The sequence below is a fragment of the Citricoccus muralis genome (assembly GCF_029637705.1).
In the GTDB taxonomy this organism is placed as follows: Bacteria; Actinomycetota; Actinomycetes; order Actinomycetales; family Micrococcaceae; genus CmP2.
Window position 1 is genome coordinate 948,281 of record NZ_CP121252.1, and the last position, 19,573, is coordinate 967,853.

19 protein-coding genes are annotated in these 19,573 nt (G+C 65.4%); 15 read left to right on the forward strand and 4 right to left on the reverse strand.

From position 1 onward, the window contains the following. The first annotated feature begins 23 nt into the window (after positions 1-23). A complete protein-coding gene (locus P8192_RS04335; RefSeq protein WP_278158124.1) occupies positions 24-1,325 on the forward strand; it encodes an ISL3 family transposase in 1,302 nt (433 codons plus the stop codon). Positions 1,326-1,434: 109 nt separating this feature from the next. Here P8192_RS04335 and P8192_RS04340 read toward each other — a convergent pair whose 3' ends face one another. The 4 genes from P8192_RS04340 to sdhC all read right to left on the reverse strand — a co-directional run bounded on the left by P8192_RS04340 (position 1,435) and on the right by sdhC (position 5,053). Beyond that, complete coding sequence (locus tag P8192_RS04340) at positions 1,435-2,226, reverse strand: succinate dehydrogenase iron-sulfur subunit (RefSeq protein WP_278158760.1); 792 nt, start codon at positions 2,224-2,226, stop codon at positions 1,435-1,437. After that, the gene (gene sdhA, locus P8192_RS04345; RefSeq protein WP_278158762.1) at positions 2,226-4,013 is read right to left on the reverse strand and encodes a succinate dehydrogenase flavoprotein subunit; all 1,788 of its coding nucleotides are present in this window, start codon (positions 4,011-4,013) and stop codon (positions 2,226-2,228) included. The genes P8192_RS04340 and sdhA overlap by 1 nt, the downstream gene beginning before the upstream one ends. 119 nt (positions 4,014-4,132) lie before the next feature. Continuing rightward, positions 4,133-4,633: a succinate dehydrogenase hydrophobic membrane anchor subunit gene (locus tag P8192_RS04350; RefSeq protein WP_278158764.1), complete on the reverse strand. Its 501-nt coding sequence runs from the start codon at positions 4,631-4,633 to the stop codon at positions 4,133-4,135. 3 nt (positions 4,634-4,636) lie between these two features. Then, the gene (sdhC, locus tag P8192_RS04355) at positions 4,637-5,053 is read right to left on the reverse strand and encodes a succinate dehydrogenase, cytochrome b556 subunit (RefSeq protein ID WP_278158765.1); all 417 of its coding nucleotides are present in this window, start codon (positions 5,051-5,053) and stop codon (positions 4,637-4,639) included. A gap of 206 nt (positions 5,054-5,259) precedes the next feature. Between sdhC and P8192_RS04360 the strand changes: the two genes are divergently transcribed. The 14 genes from P8192_RS04360 (at position 5,260) to P8192_RS04425 (ending at position 19,556) form a co-directional block, all read left to right on the forward strand. After that, a complete protein-coding gene (locus tag P8192_RS04360) occupies positions 5,260-6,396 on the forward strand; it encodes a mannose-1-phosphate guanylyltransferase (protein WP_278159730.1) in 1,137 nt (378 codons plus the stop codon). A 65-nt stretch (positions 6,397-6,461) separates the two neighbouring features. After that, positions 6,462-7,724, forward strand: a complete 1,263-nt coding sequence (locus P8192_RS04365) for an amidohydrolase (RefSeq protein ID WP_278158767.1) — start codon at positions 6,462-6,464, stop codon at positions 7,722-7,724. Beyond that, complete coding sequence (locus P8192_RS04370; RefSeq protein ID WP_278158769.1) at positions 7,724-8,176, forward strand: cytidine deaminase; 453 nt, start codon at positions 7,724-7,726, stop codon at positions 8,174-8,176. Before P8192_RS04365 ends, P8192_RS04370 begins: the two co-directional genes overlap by 1 nt. Positions 8,177-8,211: 35 nt before the next feature. Next, positions 8,212-9,501, forward strand: a complete 1,290-nt coding sequence (locus tag P8192_RS04375; RefSeq protein ID WP_278158771.1) for a thymidine phosphorylase — start codon at positions 8,212-8,214, stop codon at positions 9,499-9,501. Between the two features lie 36 nt (positions 9,502-9,537). Continuing rightward, positions 9,538-10,188 carry a DedA family protein gene (locus tag P8192_RS04380; protein ID WP_278158774.1) on the forward strand — a complete coding sequence of 217 codons (651 nt, stop codon included), beginning with the start codon at positions 9,538-9,540 and terminating at the stop codon, positions 10,186-10,188. Beyond that, positions 10,169-11,425, forward strand: a complete 1,257-nt coding sequence (locus tag P8192_RS04385; RefSeq protein WP_270105955.1) for an adenosine deaminase — start codon at positions 10,169-10,171, stop codon at positions 11,423-11,425. Before P8192_RS04380 ends, P8192_RS04385 begins: the two co-directional genes overlap by 20 nt. Beyond that, positions 11,422-12,162 (forward strand): MazG nucleotide pyrophosphohydrolase domain-containing protein, encoded by a 741-nt coding sequence (locus P8192_RS04390; RefSeq protein WP_278158777.1) that lies wholly within the window; start codon positions 11,422-11,424, stop codon positions 12,160-12,162. Before P8192_RS04385 ends, P8192_RS04390 begins: the two co-directional genes overlap by 4 nt. Before the next feature lie 2 nt (positions 12,163-12,164). Further along, positions 12,165-12,659, forward strand: a complete 495-nt coding sequence (locus tag P8192_RS04395) for a hypothetical protein (protein ID WP_278158779.1) — start codon at positions 12,165-12,167, stop codon at positions 12,657-12,659. A 60-nt stretch (positions 12,660-12,719) separates the two neighbouring features. Then, a complete protein-coding gene (gene eno, locus P8192_RS04400) occupies positions 12,720-14,009 on the forward strand; it encodes a phosphopyruvate hydratase (RefSeq protein WP_270105952.1) in 1,290 nt (429 codons plus the stop codon). 234 nt (positions 14,010-14,243) lie between these two features. After that, a complete protein-coding gene (locus P8192_RS04405; RefSeq protein ID WP_278158781.1) occupies positions 14,244-14,993 on the forward strand; it encodes an FtsB family cell division protein in 750 nt (249 codons plus the stop codon). Between the two features lie 11 nt (positions 14,994-15,004). Next, a complete protein-coding gene (locus P8192_RS04410; RefSeq protein ID WP_278158783.1) occupies positions 15,005-15,640 on the forward strand; it encodes a DUF501 domain-containing protein in 636 nt (211 codons plus the stop codon). Beyond that, on the forward strand, positions 15,633-16,676 hold the full coding sequence (locus P8192_RS04415) for an exopolyphosphatase (protein ID WP_278158785.1): 1,044 nt from the start codon (positions 15,633-15,635) through the stop codon (positions 16,674-16,676). The genes P8192_RS04410 and P8192_RS04415 overlap by 8 nt, the downstream gene beginning before the upstream one ends. After that, positions 16,673-18,094 (forward strand): S8 family peptidase, encoded by a 1,422-nt coding sequence (locus P8192_RS04420; protein WP_278158787.1) that lies wholly within the window; start codon positions 16,673-16,675, stop codon positions 18,092-18,094. Before P8192_RS04415 ends, P8192_RS04420 begins: the two co-directional genes overlap by 4 nt. 49 nt (positions 18,095-18,143) lie before the next feature. Next, positions 18,144-19,556 (forward strand): NAD(P)/FAD-dependent oxidoreductase, encoded by a 1,413-nt coding sequence (locus P8192_RS04425; RefSeq protein WP_278158789.1) that lies wholly within the window; start codon positions 18,144-18,146, stop codon positions 19,554-19,556. Positions 19,557-19,573 lie beyond the last annotated feature (17 nt).

Consider the following 19,573-nt stretch of genomic DNA (forward strand, 5'->3'; position numbering starts at 1 on the left):
CCGTCCATCCGAAAGACCTCGACATGTCCCAGCATAAGTTCTCAACCCCTGACCTGACGAAATTTTGCCGACTCAACGAACTCGGCCTCGAAGCCACCGGCCAGCACCTGACCCGAGGCAGGGCCGTGCTGGAATGTCGACGGGTTGATCCTGACCCGTGGTGCCAACAGTGCGGGGCTGAAGCGATCTCTCGTGGAACGATCTCTCGGCGTCTGGCTCATGAGCCCTTCGGGCACCGACCCACGACACTGTTGGTCCGGGTCCGTCGCTGGCAGTGCCTGCATTGCGGGCATCAGTGGCGTGAAGATCTGAGCCAGGCAGCGATCCCACGATCAAAACTCTCCCACCGAGGGACCCGGTGGGCATTGGAAGCGATCGTGATCGATCACCTCTCCATCTCTCGAGCTGCTGCAGGGCTGGGCGTGTCCTGGCATACCGCGAACAACGCGATCCTGGCAGAAGGCAAACGACTATTGATTGATGATCCGGCCCGGTTCCAGGATGTGAGCACTATCGGGGTCGATGAACACGTCTGGCGCCATACCCGGTACGGAGACAAGTACGTCACCGTGATCATTGATCTGACACCGATCCGTTCTGGTACCGGACCAGCCCGGTTGCTAGACATGATCGAGGGACGCTCGAAACAAGTCTTCAAGTCCTGGCTGGCCGGCCGCCCCGAGGCCTGGCGGAAGCGCGTTGAGGCGATCGCGATGGATGGGTTCTCAGGGTTCAAGACCGCCGCTGCGGAGGAAGTACCCCACGCGAGTGCGGTGATGGACCCGTTCCATGTTGTGCAACTCGCCGGGCATGCCTTGGATGAGTGCCGGCGCAGGGTCCAGCGTGTCATCATGGGCCGGCGTGGTCGTTCCGGGGATCCGCTTTATGGTGTTCGCCGGGTTCTGCACACTGGAGAAGTCCTGCTCACGGAGAAGCAACGTGACCGGCTTGATGCGGTGTTCGCTGATGAGCGTCATGTCCAGGTGGAAGCCACTTGGGGTGTCTATCAACGCATGATCGCCGCCTACCGCCACCCCGAGCCGGGCCAGCGTGGGGAGTTGATGAAGAAACTCATCGCCGACATCAGTGCCGGTGTACCAGCGCCGTTGACAGAGATCCGGAAGCTGGGGCGTACTTTGAAAAGACGTGCGGTTGATGTTCTGGCGTATTTTGATCGTCCTGGCACCAGCAATGGACCTACTGAGGCGATCAATGGTCGACTCGAGCACTTACGTGGAACAGCCCTAGGATTCAGGAATCTGAGGAACTACATCGCCAGAAGTCTTCTCGAAGCCGGTGGATTCAGACCCCTGCTACCCCCTTAAATGCGAAGAGCCAGATATCGTCGACCACCAGTCGTCGACAAACGACAGGGGCCGTGGTCCGGAACGAATCCGGACCACGGCCCCTGTTGCGTGATGCCTGGTACGCCGATCAGAAGGAACGGGCGAGCACGGCCTGCTTGACCTCGGCGATGGCCTTGGTCACCTGGATGCCACGGGGGCATGCCTCGGTGCAGTTGAAGGTGGTGCGGCAGCGCCACACGCCTTCCTTGTCGTTGAGGATCTCCAGGCGCAGGTCGCCCGCGTCGTCACGCGAATCGAAGATGAAACGGTGAGCGTTGACGATGGCGGCCGGACCGAAGTACTGGCCGTCGGTCCAGAACACCGGGCACGAGGAGGTGCAGGCGGCGCACAGGATGCACTTGGTGGTGTCGTCGTAGCGCTCACGGTCCTCAGCGGACTGGTAGCGCTCACGGGTCGGCTCGTGGCCGTTGGACACCAGGAAGGGCATGATCTCGCGGTAGGACTGGAAGAAGGGCTCCATGTCCACGATCAGGTCCTTCTCCACGGGCAGACCCTTGATCGGCTCGACGGTGATGGGCTTGGACAGGTCCAGGTCCTTCAGCAGCGTCTTGCAGGCCAGGCGGTTACGACCGTTAATACGCATGGCGTCGGAGCCGCAGATACCGTGGGCGCAGGAACGGCGGAACGACAGGGTGCCGTCGTGCTCCCACTTGATCTTGTGCAGGGCGTCCAGCACACGGTCGGTGCCGTACATGGTGAGCTCCCAAGTGTCCCAGTAGGACTCCTCGGAGGACTCGGGCAGGTAACGGCGTACCTGAACGGTGACGGTGAAGCTAGGAACTTCACCGGCGCCGCCGGCCTCGTTGCCCAGGTCGATCTTGGACGCCGGCTCGGCTGGTTCGGCATAGGTTGCAGTCATTAGTACTTACGCTCCATCGGCTCGTAGCGGGTCATGATGACAGGCTTGGTATCGAATCGGATTCCCTTGACACCTTCCATCTCCGCGTTCTCATCGCGGTAGATCATGGTGTGCTTCATGAAGTTTTCGTCATCGCGGTCCGGGTAGTCCTCGCGGTAGTGACCACCGCGGGATTCCTTGCGGCCCAGGGCGGCCAGCGTCATCGCCTCGGCGATGTCGAGCAGGTAGCCCAACTCCAGGCCCTCGAGCAGGTCGAGGTTGAAGCGCTTGCCCTTATCCTGGACGGCGACATTCTTGTACCGCTCGCGCAGGGACTCGATCTCTTCGAGAGCGCGGCGGATGGACTCCTCGGTGCGGAACACCTGCATGTCGGCGTCCATGACTTCTTGCAGGCGGGCGCGCAGGTCGGCGATCTTCTCGTTGCCGCTGGCGTCGCGCAGGTTCTCGATCTCCGAGACGATGAAGTTCTCACCGTTCTCCGGCAGCTCCACGAAGTCAGCATCCTTGGCGTATTCCGCCGAGTAGATGCCGGCGCGCCGGCCGAACACGTTGATGTCGAGCAGAGAGTTGGTACCGAGACGGTTGGAACCGTGCACGGACACGCAGGCCACCTCGCCCGCGGCGTACAGGCCGGGGACGACGGTGTCGTTGTCCTGGAGGACTTCACCCTTGATATTGGTGGGGATACCGCCCATGAAGTAGTGGCAGGTCGGGAAGACCGGCACCGGCTCCGTGTACGGCTCCACGCCCAGGTAGGTGCGGGCGAACTCGGTGATGTCCGGGAGCTTGGCGTCGATGTGCGCCGGCTCCAGGTGCGTCAGGTCGAGCAGCACGTAGTCCTTGTTCGGGCCACAACCACGGCCCTGTCGGACTTCCTCCGCCATGGAACGGGCCACGATGTCACGCGGTGCCAAGTCCTTAATGGTGGGGGCGTAACGTTCCATGAAACGCTCACCCTCGGAGTTACGTAGAATGCCACCTTCACCACGGGCGGCCTCGGAAAGGAGGATGCCCAGTCCGGCCAGGCCGGTCGGGTGGAACTGCACGAACTCCATGTCCTCCAGCGGCAGGCCCGCACGGTAGGCGATGGCCATGCCGTCACCGGTGAGGGTGTGGGCGTTGGAGGTGGTTTTGTACACCTTGCCGGCACCGCCGGTGGCGAAAACAACCGACTTAGCCTGGAAGATGTGAATCTCGCCGGTGGCCAGCTCGTAGGAGACCACACCGGCCACGCGCTTCTGCGTGTAGGTGGTGCCGTCCTCGCGGGTTGCTTCCTCGTCGACCATGAGCAGGTCGAGAGCGTAGAACTCGTTGTAGAACTCGACGTTGTGCTTCACGCAGTTCTGGTAGAGCGTCTGCAGGATCATGTGCCCGGTGCGGTCAGCGGCGTAGCAAGCGCGGCGGACCGGCGCCTTACCGTGATCGCGGGTGTGACCGCCGAAGCGGCGCTGGTCGATCTTGCCCTCGGGGGTGCGGTTGAACGGCAGGCCCATCTTTTCCAGGTCCAGCACGGCGTCGATGGCTTCCTTGGCCATGACCTCGGCTGCGTCCTGGTCGACGAGGTAGTCGCCGCCCTTGACGGTGTCGAAGGTGTGCCATTCCCAGTTGTCTTCTTCGACATTGGCCAGGGCGGCACACATGCCACCCTGAGCGGCACCGGTGTGTGAACGGGTCGGGTAGAGCTTGGTGAGCACGGCGGTGCGAGCACGCTGGCCCGCTTCGATGGCTGCGCGCATACCGGCGCCACCGGCCCCGATGATCACGACATCGTACTTATGTACTTGCATCTGGTGCGATTCTTTCTTTCTGACGTATGCGCTTCAGCGGTGAGAGCTGATCGGTGCGGTGATGAGTCGAATACTCAAGCGCGTGTGCGTCGGTTCGGGTCTGTGGTCTCAGTCAGCGCTTAGTTGAAAGCGGCCTGGTCGAAGCAGAATGACGGGCTACGATCCAGGAGCTGACCGGTGGAGTCGACCATGCACGGCTCGAAGGTGAAGATCACCAGGGTGCCCAGCATGATGATGGCGGTGGACGCGGCGTACAGGACGATCTTCAGCCAGAAACGGACCTTGTCCGACTCGGTGTAGTCGTCGATGATGGTGCGTACGCCGTTGGTGCCGTGCAGCATCGCCAGCCACAGCATGGCCAGGTCCCAGATCTGCCAGATGGGGGAGGCCCACTTGCCGGCCACGAGACCGAAGTCGATGCCGTTGATGCCCTCGCCGACCATCAGGTTCGAGAAGAGGTGCACGAAAATCAGCACGACGAGGAGTACGCCGGACAGGCGCATGAACAGCCAAGCCAGCATCTCAAAGTTGCCGGACTTGCCTTTGCTACGCGTGTACTTCGGGTCGATCCGACCCGAACGCGGTGCTGCGATATTGGTTGCTTCTGCAGTGGCGCTCATGGCTCAGTGACCTCCAAAGGCAAGCATCAGGTGACGGATAGTGAATCCGGCAAAGACGACGATCCACAGAACAAGGACGCCCCACAGCAGTCCCTTGTGGTGTTTCGTGCCGCCCTTCCAGAAGTCGACCAGGATGATGCGCAGGCCGTTGAACGCGTGGAAGATGATCGCACCCACGAGTCCGGTCTCGCCGACAGCCATCAGCGGGTTCTTGTAGACGCCGATGACAGCGTCATAGGCCTCGGGCGACACGCGCACCAAAGCGGTATCGAGAACGTGGACCAATAGGAACAGGAAAATCACCACGCCGGTGATGCGATGGGCCACCCAGGACCACATTCCCTGTTTGCCGCGATAAAGTGTCCCGCGGCCTGACTTCGACGTCGAGGCGGGGGACTGCGCGGTTGTCGCAGTTGACACTTTTGTACCTCCCCAAAAAGGATGCAATGGCGTCTGCAGACAGGTGGAGAATCTGCAAGAGGAACGCCGGTGCGAATTGCACTCCTTCTGATCAAGGGTAGTCCCTCGAGAGGGTGTTGCGGAAATTACGTCAACGTGTTGACCCGAATGCTCCGGCGTGCTCGCCTAAGCTGGTGGACGTGAACAGATCAGAGGCATCCGAGGCCATGTCAGTACCCGTGTCCGCCACCCCCGGACTCGACCGGTTTTACGCCGTGATTCCGGCCGGAGGAGTGGGAACACGGTTGTGGCCCCTCTCTCGTGCAGCCGCTCCGAAGTTCCTCCATGACCTCACCGGTTCGGGGCAGACGCTGATCCGTGCGACCTTTGATCGGTTGGAAGATTTGGCCGGATCGCAAGTGATGGTTGTCACAGGGCAGGCTCACCGGGATGCGGTGCAGGAACAATTACCCGATCTGGATTCCAGGGACCTGGTTTTGGAACCCGAACCCAAGGACTCGGCCGCTGCCATTGGTCTTGCCGCGGCGATCCTGTACCAGCGCGACCCGGAGACCATTATGGGATCGTTCGCCGCAGACCAGGTGATCGGCCCGGTGCCGGTATTCCAGCAGGCCGTTCGCGAGGCGGTGGCCACCGCTGCCAGTGGCGGCGACGGCAAGATCGTCACCATCGGTATCAAGCCCACCTACCCGGCCACCGGGTTTGGCTACATCCACCAGGGGCGGGCCCTGGAGGTCGAGGGTGCCCCGAGCGCGCACGAGGTGGATTCCTTCGTGGAGAAGCCCGACGAGAAGCGCGCCCGCAGTTATGTAGACAGTGGCGAGTACCTCTGGAACGCTGGCATGTTCGTGGCGCCGGTCGCCCTGATGCTCAAGCACCTGAAGGCCACCGAGCCGGAGCTCTACGCCGGGGTGACCGAGATTGCTGAGGTCTGGGACACCGAGGAACGAGACGCGGTCATAGCTCGGGTGTGGCCCGACCTGCCGAAGACGGCTATTGATTATGCGGTGGCGGAACCGGCCGCCGATGCTGGCGATGTGGCGGTCATTCCGGGGGATTTCACCTGGGACGATGTGGGCGACTTCGCGGCGATTGCTCGGCTGAACCCGGCTACTGACAGTTCAGGGATCACCGTGATCGGGGAGACCCCGCGCGTGTACTCGGACCAGGCCTCCGGCGTCGTCGTCACCGATACCTCGCGGGTGATCGCGCTGATCGGCGTCGAAAACGTGGTGGTGGTCGATACCGGGGACGCGCTGCTCGTGACCACTACCGAACATGCACAGTCCGTGAAGAAAGCCGTGGAGTCACTGAAGGCGCACGGCGACAACGACGTGCTGTGACGCCTTGAGTCGTACGAGGCGTGCTGGTGACACGGTGGGGCGCGCACAGTGGATAAGGTAAGGGAATGGATTCCGACACCGAGCCCACCACGGCACCGCGTCCGGTCTTAGATGACCCTGGACTGCCGCGGGTGACACCGCTGATTGAGCAGCTGGTGGACGACGTCATCACCGTTCGCCGTGACCTCCATCAGCACCCGGAGCTCTCCTATCACGAGTACCGCACCACCGAACGCCTGCTCACCGTGCTGCGCGCGGCCGGGTTGCAACCGGAGAAGCTCGAGGACACCGGACTGTTTGTGGACATCGGCTCCGGGCCGATCGTGCTGGCGCTGCGCGCCGATATTGATGCGCTGCCGCTGCAGGAACTCACCGGACTCGACTACGCCTCGGTGAATCCGGGGGTGGCTCACGCCTGCGGTCACGACATGCACACCGCCGTCATGCTCGGCACCTCGCTGGCGCTGCACCGACTGGTGACCGGCACCGCGGGCGAGGCCGGGGTGGATGTGAGCCGGGTGAGCCTGGCCGGGCGGGTGCGGATCATCTTCCAGCCTGCCGAGGAACAGCTGCCCGGCGGATCACTGTCGGTGATTAAGCAGGGCGTGCTCGAGGGAGTACCCCGGATTTTGGCCGCGCACTGCGAGCCGCGCTTTGACGTCGGGACCATTGGTACCCGTATCGGTGCTATTACCTCTGCCGCGGACACGATCCGGATTCGGTTGCACGGCCGCGGTGGCCATACATCGCGACCCCAGCTCACCGAGGACCTGGTGTACGCCCTGGCCCAGATCGCCGCCCAGGTGCCGGCCGTACTCGGCCGGTTGATTGATGTGCGCTCGGCCGCTCAGGTGGTGTGGGGCGAGATTAACGCCGGACACGCTCCGAACGCGATCCCGAATACCGGATACCTGGCGGGCACCCTGCGCTGCTTGGATGCCGAGGCTTGGGAAACAGCCGGACGGATGCTCGACGACGTCGTCAAACAGGTGGCCGCGCCCTATGGTGTGGACGTCGAACTGGACCACGTGCGCGGCGTGCCGCCAGTGGTCAACACCGAGGCGGAGACGGACCTCATTGAGGACGCCACCCGATTCGAGATTGGCTCGCGTGCCATTACCCTGACCCCGCAGTCGATGGGCGGGGAAGATTTCGCCTGGATGACCCAGCAGGTGCCCGGCTCCATGCTGCGCCTGGGTACCCGCACTCCCGGCGGGCGCATTTACGACCTGCACCAGGGCGACTATGTTCCCGATGAGCGCGCGATTGGCGTGGGCATGCGGATCTTCACCGCGGCCGCGCTGCGAGCCCTGGCCGGAGTGCAGTAGTGCCTGACCTTGCGACGGAAGGCACGGCGGACAGCACCGTGGACTGGGGCGCGCTGCAGGACGCGGCGGCCCGGGTGCTGGACCGGGCGTATGCTCCCTACTCCGGGTATCCGGTGGCTGCCGCCGGGCTCACGGGCACCGGCGAAGTGCTCACCGGGGTGAATGTGGAGAACGCCTCCTATGGCCTCACCCTGTGCGCCGAATGCTCCCTGGTATCCCAGTTGACTCTTGTGCCCGGCCGCGCCTCGGGAATACGCCCGGAACTGCACGCAGTCGTGTGTCTGGACGCCGATCAGCAGCTGATTACCCCCTGCGGGCGGTGCCGTCAGTTACTCTACGAATTCCGCCCGTCCGAGCCTGGCGCCGCGTTGCTGGTGCTCACCAACGAGGGGCCGCTGAGCATCGAGGCCCTGCTACCGTACGCCTTCGGACCCCAGCATCTGAGCACCTGAACCCTGCAGACCTGAGCCCGAGAGGAGCCGCCCCGATGAGCGGAACCGAGCCCTTTGACGCCGTCGAACTGATCACCACCAAACGTGACGGCGGAGCGCTTTCTGCCGATCGGGTCACCTGGCTCTTCGAGGCCTACCTGCGCGGCGTGGTGGCCGAGGAGCAGATGTCGGCGCTGGCCATGGCCATCGTGTTCCGTGGGCTGAACCCGGAGGAACTCTCCGCCTGGACGCAAGCCATGATCGACTCGGGCACCCGCATGGACTTCTCCGCGGTGTCGGCGCCCACCGCCGATAAACACTCCACCGGCGGCGTGGGCGACAAGATCACCCTGCCCCTGGCCGCGGTGGTCGCTTCCTTCGGGGTAGCGGTGCCGCAGCTCTCCGGGCGCGGGCTGGGCCATACGGGCGGCACCCTGGACAAGCTCGAATCCATCCCCGGCTTTCGGGTGGAGCTGACCACCGAGGAGATTGTGCAACAGTTGCGCGAGGTCGGCGCGGTGATCTGTGCCCCGAGCACGCAGCTGGCCCCGGCTGACCGGAGGCTCTATGCCCTGCGTGATGTCACCGGAACCGTGGAATCCATCCCGCTGATCGCTTCGTCGATCATGTCCAAAAAGATCGCCGAGGGCACGGACTCGCTCGTGCTGGATGTGAAATGTGGGACCGGCGCCTTCATGAAGACGTTCGACGACGCCCGGGCGCTCGCCGAAACCATGGTGCGCCTGGGCACGGATGCCGGGGTGGCGACGTCTGCCTTGATTACCGACATGTCCACCCCGCTGGGGCTGACCGTGGGCAACGCCATGGAGGTCGAAGAATCGGTGGAGGTGCTCGCCGGGGGAGGACCCGACGACGTCATCGAACTCACCGTGGCCCTGGCCCGTCGCATGCTGGACGCCGCCGGCCGACCCGACGCCGACCCGGCCCGGGCGCTGGCCGATGGCACCGCGATGGACACCTGGCGGGCCATGGTGCGTGCCCAGGGTGGGGACCCGGACGCCGCCCTGCCGGCACCGAAACACACCCACACCGTGCGCGCCGACACCTCCGGCATGCTGACCCGGCTGGACGCCCTCGACGTCGGCGTGGCCGCCTGGCGCCTCGGTGCGGGACGCGCCCGCAAAGAAGACCCGGTACAAGCAGCCGCCGGGGTACGCCTGCACGCCAAACCGGGGGAGACGGTGTGCGCCGGGGACCCGCTGTTCACCCTGTGCACGGACACCCCGGAGCGATTCGACCGCGCCGAAGAGGCGCTGCGCTCGGCGGTCAGCATCGGTGCGGAGGACTCCGCCGCATCCCGACCCCTGATCCTGGCCGCCCTGTAGGCGCGCGACCAACGCCTCAACCGATACACTGTCGCCGTGTTCCAGTTCATTGAAGACGCCGTGCTCGCTGCGGCCACCGCCTGGTGGATGCCCTGGGCCGTCTTCTTGCTCTGCTTCATCGACGGGTTCTTCCCCGTGGTGCCCTCGGAATCCGTGATCGTCGCCCTGGCCTCGCTGTCGGCCGGCCACATCGACGTGAATCTGGGCGTGCTCTTCCTGCTCGGCTGGGTGGGCGCGGTCGGTGGCGACCAGGTGGCGTATTGGATCGGACGCAGCGTGGGAGTGAGCCGCTTCCGCTGGATGCGCACCCGCTCCGTGCGCCGTGCGGTGGGTGCGGCCCGAAAGTCGCTGGCCACCCGCGGGGCCCTGGTCATTACGACGGCGCGTCACATTCCGGGTGGCCGCGTCGCCGTAAACTTCACCGCTGGAGCCAGCCGGTACCCCTGGTGGCGTTTCACAGCCCTCGACGTCGTCTCCGCGGCGATCTGGGCCGCATATTCGATTCTCATCGGTCGGTTCACCGCCGGCTGGTTCGAAAACACCCTGCTGCAGATCGCCCTGGCCCTGGTGATCGCCGTCATCATCGGCTTCGGGCTCGACTTCGTGATCAAGCGTGTGCTGGCGCGAGCCGTGGCCCGCGAGGAGTCCGCTCCCGTAGACTCCAAGAGTGACTCAGAACAGCACTGAAACTGCCTTCGCTCCCGAACCGCCAACCCCTCTGGAACTAGACCTCGCAGCCCTGCCGAAAGTGAGTCTGCACGACCACCTCGACGGCGGGCTGCGCCCCGATACGGTGGCCGAGTTGGCCGCTGAGATCGGCCACGCGCTGCCGGTGGATCCCGCAACCGAATCCCTCGCCGAGTGGTTCGCCGAAGCGGCCAACGCCGGCACCCTGGAGCAGTACCTCGAGACGTTCGCCCACACCACCGCCGTGATGCAGACCGCGTCGGCGCTCACCCGTGTCGCCCGCGAATTCGTCGAAGACCTGGTGGAAGACGGAGTCGTCTACGCCGAAATCCGCTGGGCTCCCGAACAGCACACCGAAGCCGGGCTCAGCCTAGACGAGGCCGTGGAAGCGGTGCAGGCCGGACTCGACGCCGGCGTGGAAGAGGCCGCAGAGCGCGGTCACCGTATCCAGGTCGGCCAGCTGGTCACCGCCATGCGGCAGAACGACCGCTCGCAGGAAATCGCCGAACTGGCTGTGCGGCATCGCGACCGAGGCGTGGTCGGCTTCGACATCGCCGGACCGGAATCCGGGTTCCCGCCCTCGCGCTTCGCCGAGGCCTTCACTTGGCTGGCCGAACAGGGCTTCCCGGTGACCGTGCACGCCGGGGAATCCGAGGGCCTGGACTCCATCCGTGACGCGCTGGTGAACGGGCGCGCTCTGCGCCTGGGCCATGGGGTGCGCATCGCCGACGACCTCACCGTCACCGCCGCCGACGACGAGACCGGTGACGCCTCTGATCTCGTCGTCGACCTCGGCCACCTGGCCACCTGGGTGCTGGACCGGGAGATCCCCTTGGAAATCTGCCCATCCTCGAACCTGCAGACCGGCGCGGTGGCGGCCCCGGAAGACGACTCCACCCCGGTGCTGGAGCATCACCCCATCGACATGCTGGTGCAGTTGGGTTTCACCGTCACCGTGAACCCGGACAACCGCCTGGTCTCCGGGGTGTCACTGACCGATGAGCTGTACCTGCTCGCCGAAACCTACGACTACTCGCTGTCCGACCTGCTGCAGTTTCAGATCAATGCAGCCAAGGGGGCATTCCTGGATCACGACTCCCGCTACGAGTTGCTGGAGTACCTGCTGGATACCTGGTCCTCGGTCGCCGAGGCCGAGGCCAACCAACCCGGATCCACCGGACTGCGCCTGGTCGACATGGATTTCGACGAGGCCGAGGAAGCCGACGAACGAGCATGAGCGAGACCCCCGGTGCCGTTGACCACCTGATGTGGGTGACCCGGCAGTTGCGGCGGTGGTGCCCCTGGACCCGGGAACTCACCCACGCCCAGCTGGCCGAGTACCTCATCGAGGAGGCCCACGAAACGGTCGAGGCCATCGAGGCCCTGCCCGCAGTGGATGCGGCACCGGAGGTTCAGCGCACAGGCTACGACACGCTCCGCAAGGAGTTCGGTGACGTGCTGTTCCAAGTGGTGCTGCACTCCGCGGTCGCCGAAGAACTATCCGGGACCGAAGCCAGCGGGTTCACCCTGGACACCGTGGCCGAGGCGATCACCGAGAAAATGATCCGCCGTAACCCCCACGTCTTCACCCCCGAAGGTGAGCTGCTGGATGCATCCGAGCTCGGCGCGGTCACCATCGACGACGTCGAGAAGAACTGGGAGCGGATCAAAAAATCCGAACGGGCGGACCACCCGGAGGGCCGTGAAGGCGACCGTGCTGTCACCTCCGTCTTCGACCTACCGGCCGCGCTGCCTGCGCTCGCCGCTGCGGCCAAGGCCGTGGACCGGGCCGGGCGCCAGCCCGTTAATCCGTTACCTGCTCCACACGTCGGTCCACTGTCCGTGGACCTGACCGATGAAGAACAGCTCGGTGAAGACCTGTTTGCCCTCGTTCAGGCGGCGCGCGCTCGCGGTCTCGACCCGGAGCGCGCCCTGCGCGCGCACCTGCGGGGCCGACGCGAAAGCAGCTTCTGACGATGACAACGGCAGGAAGCTCGGTCCCCGATCTTGCTGGCCGCTATGGAGAGGAGTCAGCCTTCTCTGGGTGGAGCTTACTCGTCCTCGGGGTCGGTGTCGGCGCTGTCATGGCGGTGCTCTTCGCACTTGGCCATCTGGTGTTCGCCAACATTTTCGTTGACTACGAGGTCGTGGACACCGTCAGCTGGTCTGCGCTGGTCTTAATGTTCGCCTTACCTTTTGGCCTCGTGGTGGGGGCTGGCGCGTCAGTTATTGTGTGTGTTCTTGCGCGGTGGATGCATCGCTGGGCCACTCGCGCGATGACAAGAATTTCCATCGTTGTCGTGTGCTTGCTGTTGTCTGGGACGGGCTGGGTGGGCCTAAACCTCATGCTCACCGGTGACCAACCCATGGATTGGCTGGGATCATTCCCCTGGCTTCCTGGTCCACTGGCCGGTGGACTGGTGGGTGGGCTCGTGCTTTCACGCTACGTCGCACGCCGCTGGACTCGGTAAGCTGGTGGCCGAGGCATGCATCGCCTCTTCCACGTCGTCGTCCTTCAAGGAGACTGAATCATGACATTTCCCCCCGTGATCGAAGCGATCATCGGCCGAGAGATCCTGGATTCCCGCGGCAACCCGACCGTTGAGGTCGAGGTGCTGCTGGCTGATGGCTCCGTGGGCCGCGCCGCCGTCCCCTCCGGCGCCTCCACCGGCGAGTTTGAAGCCGTTGAGCGCCGCGATGGCGACAAGAAGCGCTACCTGGGCAAGGGGGTGCTGAAGGCTGTGCAGTCCGTGAATGACGAGATCGCCGATGAGCTCTACGGTGTCGACGCCACCGACCAGCGCGAAATCGACCAGCTGATGCTGGATCTCGACGGTTCTGAGAACAAGGGCAAGCTGGGCGCCAACGCCATCCTGGGTGTGTCCCTGGCCGTGGCCAACGCCGCCGCCGCCGCCTCAGACCTGCCGCTGTTCAAGTACCTGGGTGGCCCGAACGCCCACGTGTTGCCTGTGCCGATGATGAACATCCTCAACGGTGGCGCCCACGCCGACTCCAACGTCGACATCCAGGAATTCATGATCGCTCCCATCGGCGCCCCCTCGTTCTCCGAGGCACTGCGCTGGGGCGCGGAAATCTACCACACCCTGAAGAAGGTGCTCCAGGAGAAGGAACTCGGCACCGGCCTGGGCGATGAGGGCGGCTTCGCCCCGTCCCTGCCGTCGAACCGCGACGCTCTGGACCTGATCACCACCGCCATCAAGAAAGCCGGCTACACCCCGGGCAAGGACGTGGCGCTGGCTCTCGACGTCGCCTCCTCCGAGTTCTGTGAAAAGGGCAAGTACACCTTCGAGGGCGAGAAGCGCACCGCCGAGGACATGATCGCCTACTACACCGAGCTGGTGGAGAACTACCCGCTGGTGTCCATCGAGGATCCGCTGGATGAGAACGACTGGGACGGCTGGGCCAAGCTCACCGCCGCCCTGGGCGACAAGGTGCAGCTGGTGGGTGACGACCTGTTCGTGACCAACCGTGAGCGACTGCAGCGCGGTATCGACGAGGCCTCTGGCAACGCACTGCTGGTGAAGGTCAACCAGATCGGTTCGCTGACCGAAACCTTCGACTCGATCTCCTTGGCCCAGCGCCACATGTTCCACTGCATGATCTCCCACCGCTCCGGCGAGACCGAGGACACCTTCATCGCCGACCTGGCCGTCGCCACCAACGCGGGCCAGATCAAGACCGGTGCCCCGGCCCGCTCCGACCGCGTAGCCAAGTACAATCAGCTGCTGCGTATCGAGGAGGAGCTCGCTGACGCTGCTGTGTACGCCGGCCGTTCCGCCTTCCCCCGCTACCAGGGCTGATGAGCTGCGCTGGTCCTGAATGATGATTCGGGCCAGTCACGCGCGGGGTGCCGGACGATACGTTGTCCGGCACCCCGTGTGCTCTTCGATACAGGAGCCGAGAGGCTGAGAGTTCGAGACACGACGGCGCGGTGACCCCGTCAGGGCACCCTGCCTCGCTACCCTGGGAACCACAGTGTCCCCTCTGGTATCCGCGACCGACCGCGAATACTGCTTCCCCGGTGAGGAGGTGCCATGCCACCGCGTCGACCCCGCGTGCCCCGTTCAGCCGAGCGCGCGCACCCGAAACCGGACACCCCCGAGACGTCAAGCACCGCAGAAGCACCGGAATTACCAGCCGAAACGGTGCAAGACACCGACGACGCCGCGAAAAACCACTCGCAGACACCCGTGGCCTCCCACGTCACGGATCGCCTCAGCCGGGTCGCGAGCGGAGCCTCCAAGCGCGCTTCTGAAGCCTGGAACTCCACCGCCGAGAAGGTCGCTGCCAAGCGCACTCAGGAGCGCAAGCAGGTGCTGAACCGCGCCCGGGCCGCCGCCACCGCCCGTCCGCGCCCCACCGGTCACAAGAATTCCCGAGACTCCGGCCCCCGCGTGGTGAAGCCGGCCCGCAGTTTCTCCGGCCACGCCGTCGTGCTGGTGCTGGTGCTGTTCATTTCCGCCATCGTGGTGGCCCCCACTTTGCGCGTGTTCCTCACGCAACAAGCTGAGATCAGCGAAATCCGCGCCGACCTGGAGTTACAGTCGGAGCAACAGCGCGAGCTCACCCGCCAGCTGGAGCGCTGGGAGGACTCCGCCTACGTCCAGCAGCAGGCGCGCGAACGGTTCAATATGGTGATGCCAGGGGAGAAGAAATACATGGTTGTCGGCGGCCAGACGGAAGCCGAACAGAACGAGGACATCGTCGAAGTGACAGCCGAACCCGAAGAACCGGCCTGGGCGTATGACCTCTGGGAATCGCTGATCGTCTCGGCACACCGTTAGAGTGTTCTTTCGTGAGCACCACCGAACGTATCCCCACTCAGACCGACCTCGACACCCTCTCGTTGCAGCTGGGTCGCCCCGTGCGCGACGTCGTCGAGATTGGCGCGCGCTGCGTGTGCGGAAACCCGCTCGTGGCCACCACCGCACCGCGGCTGTCCAACGGCATCCCGTTCCCCACCACTTTTTACCTCACCCACCCCCTGGCCACCGCCGCCGTGTCCCGGCTCGAGGCGGCCGGGGTAATGGCCGAGTTCAGCCAGCGGTTGGAAGGCGATGAAGAGTTGGCGAGTGCCCACCGCGCCGCTCACGAGGCCTACCTTGAGGCTCGCCGCGACGTGGGGGAGCGTGCCGGAACTGGCCCGGTGCCCGAAATTGACGGAATTTCTGCCGGCGGCATGCCCGAGCGGGTGAAATGCCTTCACGTGCTGGTCGGGCACGCCCTGGCCGCGGGACCAGGCGTGAACCGGCTCGGTGATGAAGCCCTGGCTCTGATCGACGCCGAATTCTCCCCGCAGCGCTGCCAGTGTGCTGGCGCCTGGGATGCGGACGCCGACGTGCCCACCCGCGACCTGTCCCGGCACGTGCGCCGGTTGGAAGCCCAAGGAATCAGCAACCCCATCCAGCAGTCGGAGGGCAACGATGACTGACGAGCACCGGCCCACGGGCGAAGAAGTCGCCGCCATCGACTGCGGCACCAATTCCATCCGCCTGCTCATCGCCCGGCCCGCCCCCGACGGCACCGGGCTGGTTCAGCTGCACCGCGAAATGCGCGTGGTCCGTCTCGGCGAGGGCGTGGACGCCGCCGGTGAATTCTCCGAGGCTGCCCTGCAGCGCACCTTTGACGCGCTCGATGACTACGCCGTGGTGATCCGTCGCCTGCTCGGCACCGACACGCTGAGCCCCGAACGCGTGCGCTTCGTAGCCACCTCCGCCTCCCGCGACGTCAGCAACCGGGACGCCTTCGCCGCTGGCGTCCGGGCACGCCTGGGTGTGGACCCCGATGTGGTCGACGGACTGGAAGAAGCCGGGCTCAGTTTCGCCGGCGCCGCCGGAGCGCTGCCCGTAGAACTGCGCCAGCGGCTCGGCCGCGGCCACGACACAGTGCGGGTGCTCGTGGTGGATCTCGGCGGCGGCTCCACCGAGTTCGTGCTCGGTACCTTGAGCCTCACCGAACTGGGGCGGTCCGACGTGCTCGCCGCCGTCTCCAAGGATATGGGGTGCGTACGCTTCACCGAGCGCCACCTGCACAGCGATCCGCCGAGTGTGGCCGAAATCGACGCCGCCCAGCACGATATCGACACCGTACTGGACGAGGTTGCCGCCCACCTGGATCTCAGCAGCGTCGACGCCGTGGTGGGTGTCGCCGGCACCGTCACCACCGTCACCGCAGCCGCCCTCGGTCTGAACACCTACGACCCCGACGCCCTGCACGGTGCTGTGGTGGACCTGCCCACCATCGACGCCGCCGCCGGCACCCTGCTCACCTCCACCCGCGACCAACGCGCCGCCCTGCCCTTCATGCACCCGGGCCGTGTCGACGTGATCGGCGCCGGATCACTGATCTGGACCCGCATCCTGCACCGGATGCAACAGGTCACCGAGGGCCGCATCGGCGTGGCTGTGGCCTCCGAACACGACATTCTCGACGGCACCGCCCTGAGCCTGCTGGGGGAGCGCTCATGACCGTTAAACCCACTCGTACTCCGCCCCGCCCCCGACTCGTCGTCCGTACCGGCGCCGTCGCGCTCACCGGCCTGCTCCTGGCTGGTGGACTTGCGGCCACCGCCCACGCGGATCAGTGGCGCGATGACCAGTACTGGCTGGAGGAGTATGGATTTACCGAGGCGTGGGAGACCACCGAGGGCGAGGGCATCACCATTGCCGTCATCGACACCGGCGTCGATTCCTCCCACCCGGACCTCACCGAACAATTTGCCGGCGGCACCGATGTCTCCACGCTCGGCGCCTCCGACGGCACTCAGCCCCTGGGCGTTGATCCCGATCACGGCACCATGGTGGCCTCACTGATCGCCGGGCACGGCAACAACCTCGAAGAGATCGCCAAGGCCGAAGAATTCAACGAAGAGCTCGCCCGCGCCGAAGAAGAAGCCGAAGACGAGGACGAAGACTCGGACGACGACGCCGATGAGTCACCCTCGCCCAGCCCGACCCCGCGCGACGTGCCCGATCCCGGCCCCGGCGACCATGGCATCCTTGGTGTGGCCCCGGCCGCGCAGCTGCTCTCTGTCTCCGTCTACCTCGGTGATGACCCGGCCGCACCCACCCCGGAAGAACAGATCCCGCAGGCCGTGAAGTGGGCGGTTGATAACGGCGCCGATGTCATCAACATCTCCCTGTCCTCCTCGGCTCAGGACTGGCCGCTGAGCTGGGACGAAGCATTCCTCTACGCCGAAGAGAACGACGTCGTCGTGGTCGCGGCCGCCGGTAACCGCGGCTCCGGCACCATGACCGTGGGTGCTCCCGCCACCATCCCGGGCGTGCTCACCGTGGCCGGGCTCGATCAAAACGGCGCGGCCAGCTGGGACTCCTCGACCGAAGGCATTACCATCGGCGTGGCCGCGCCGGCCGACCCGCTCGTGGGCGCCCTGCCTGACGGCGGGTACCGCCGCTGGGCCGGCACCTCGGGTGCGGCCCCCATCGTAGCGGGCCTGGCCGCGCTGATCCGCTCCGAGTATCCGGACATGCCCGCGCACCAGGTCATCCACCGGATTCTGGAAACGGCACACGACGCCGGAGACGCCGGCATCGACCCCGTCTACGGTCACGGCATCATCGATGCCGCCGCCGCAGTCAACGCTGATGTGGCCACCGTGGATCGCAACCCGATGGACTCCATCTCCGAATGGATCCGGGTTCACCGCCGAGCCGAAGTCGAACCGCCCGAAACCAGCAACTCCCCAGTGCCGCCCTCGGCCAGCCCCGACACCTCGGTGCCCACCGAGGTACCTGTGGCCGCTGACGTCACCGATCCGCGCGCCGGCATCCAGCCCGCCGTGCTCTTCAGCGCCGGGGGACTCGCCCTGGTTCTGGCGGTCGTTGCGCTCGTCTTGTTGCTGCGCTCGCGGCGGACAACTTCGTGACTTCGTGAAAAAATTCACAAGCCCGCGTTGAGCGCCTACGATGGGAGTCATGGCTAACACTCCGCACTTGTCTCCCAAGCCTCGCGTCCTTATTGTCGGCGGCGGTTACGCCGGCCTGACCGTGGCCCGCAAGCTCCAGAAGCTCGTCAAGGATCGCGGCGGTGTCGTCACCGTCGTCGACCCACGTCCCTACATGACCTACCAGCCCTTCCTTCCGGAGGTCGTTGGCGGTCACATCGAGGCCCGCCACGCTGTGGTTGACCTGCGCACCCACCTCAAGCACGCCGAAGTCGTGCAAGGCAAGGTCACCCGCGTTTCCCACGAGAACCGCACTGCCACCGTTGAAGGTGAAGACGGCGCCGAGTTCGAGATTCCGTACCAGGACGTCGTGATGACCGCCGGTGCGAACACCCGCACCTTCCCGATCGAGGGCCTGGCCGAAGCTGGCATCGGTCTCAAGACCATCGAGGAAGCCCTTGCCCTGCGCAACCAGATCCTGGAGCGCATCGAAACCGCAGCCCTGATGACCGATCCTGCCCAGCGCGCCCGCGCCCTGACCTTCGTGCTCGTCGGCGGCGGCTTCGCCGGCGTGGAGACCATCGCCGAGATGGAGGAGCTCATCCGCACCGCCATCTCCAAGAACACCCGCCTGGCCCAGTCCGATGCCCGCATCGTGCTGGTCGAGGCCATGGGCCGCATCATGCCCGAGGTTAGCGCCGAGCAGGCCACCGAGGTCGTGGCTCACCTGGAATCCCGCGGTATCGAGGTGCTGCTGAACACCTCGCTGAGCTCTGCCGTGGACAACGAGCTGAAGCTGATCAACATGACCGACAAGTCCGACGCCGGCACCTTTTTCGCCGACACCCTCGTCTGGACTGCCGGTGTGGCAGCTTCCGGTCTGGCCCGTCAGACCGACTTCCCGGTGGAAGAGCGCGGCCGCATCGAGGTCACCCCGACTCTACAGATTGCCGACGGCGCCGGGGGCGTCCTCGAAGGCGCCTGGGGCTGTGGCGACGTCTGTGCCGTGCCCGACCTCACCGGTGACGGCCCCGGCGGCATGTGCGTCCCCAACGCCCAGCACGCTGGCCGTCAGGCTAAGCAACTCGTGGCCAACCTGCTGGCCGTCCGGTTCGGCGAGGGCGCCGTGGAAGAGTACTACCACAAGTCCTTGGGCACCGTTGCTGGCATGGGGGTCGGCAAGGGGGTGGGTAACCCGCTGGGCGTGCAGCTCAAGGGCATCCCGGCCTGGCTGGCGCACCGTGGTTACCACGCTATGGCGCTGCCGATGCTTGAGCGCAAGTCCCGCGTGGTGTCTGGCTGGATCCAAGAACTGATCTGGGGCGTGGACACCACCCAGGTCAAAAACCTGGAGACCCCGCGCAACGCCTTCCTGGAGGCCGCTGGCGGCGAGCCGGCACTGGGCCGTTTCGCCAAGCAAGCGAAGCAGCTCACCAGCAAGTAAGGTTCGTTCGCTCCGGT

Excerpts from the sequence above, each read along its gene's own strand:
- P8192_RS04335 (WP_278158124.1), top strand. The coding sequence starts at position 24 with ATGTCCCAGCATAAGTTCTCAACCCCTGACCTGACGAAATTTTGCCGA.
- P8192_RS04340 (WP_278158760.1), bottom strand. The coding sequence starts at position 2,226 with ATGACTGCAACCTATGCCGAACCAGCCGAGCCGGCGTCCAAGATCGAC.
- sdhA (WP_278158762.1), bottom strand. The coding sequence starts at position 4,013 with ATGCAAGTACATAAGTACGATGTCGTGATCATCGGGGCCGGTGGCGCC.
- P8192_RS04350 (WP_278158764.1), bottom strand. The coding sequence starts at position 4,633 with ATGAGCGCCACTGCAGAAGCAACCAATATCGCAGCACCGCGTTCGGGT.
- P8192_RS04360 (WP_278159730.1), top strand. The coding sequence starts at position 5,260 with ATGTCAGTACCCGTGTCCGCCACCCCCGGACTCGACCGGTTTTACGCC.
- P8192_RS04365 (WP_278158767.1), top strand. The coding sequence starts at position 6,462 with ATGGATTCCGACACCGAGCCCACCACGGCACCGCGTCCGGTCTTAGAT.
- P8192_RS04375 (WP_278158771.1), top strand. The coding sequence starts at position 8,212 with ATGAGCGGAACCGAGCCCTTTGACGCCGTCGAACTGATCACCACCAAA.
- P8192_RS04390 (WP_278158777.1), top strand. The coding sequence starts at position 11,422 with ATGAGCGAGACCCCCGGTGCCGTTGACCACCTGATGTGGGTGACCCGG.
- P8192_RS04395 (WP_278158779.1), top strand. The coding sequence starts at position 12,165 with ATGACAACGGCAGGAAGCTCGGTCCCCGATCTTGCTGGCCGCTATGGA.
- eno (WP_270105952.1), top strand. The coding sequence starts at position 12,720 with ATGACATTTCCCCCCGTGATCGAAGCGATCATCGGCCGAGAGATCCTG.
- P8192_RS04405 (WP_278158781.1), top strand. The coding sequence starts at position 14,244 with ATGCCACCGCGTCGACCCCGCGTGCCCCGTTCAGCCGAGCGCGCGCAC.
- P8192_RS04415 (WP_278158785.1), top strand. The coding sequence starts at position 15,633 with ATGACTGACGAGCACCGGCCCACGGGCGAAGAAGTCGCCGCCATCGAC.
- P8192_RS04420 (WP_278158787.1), top strand. The coding sequence starts at position 16,673 with ATGACCGTTAAACCCACTCGTACTCCGCCCCGCCCCCGACTCGTCGTC.
- P8192_RS04425 (WP_278158789.1), top strand. The coding sequence starts at position 18,144 with ATGGCTAACACTCCGCACTTGTCTCCCAAGCCTCGCGTCCTTATTGTC.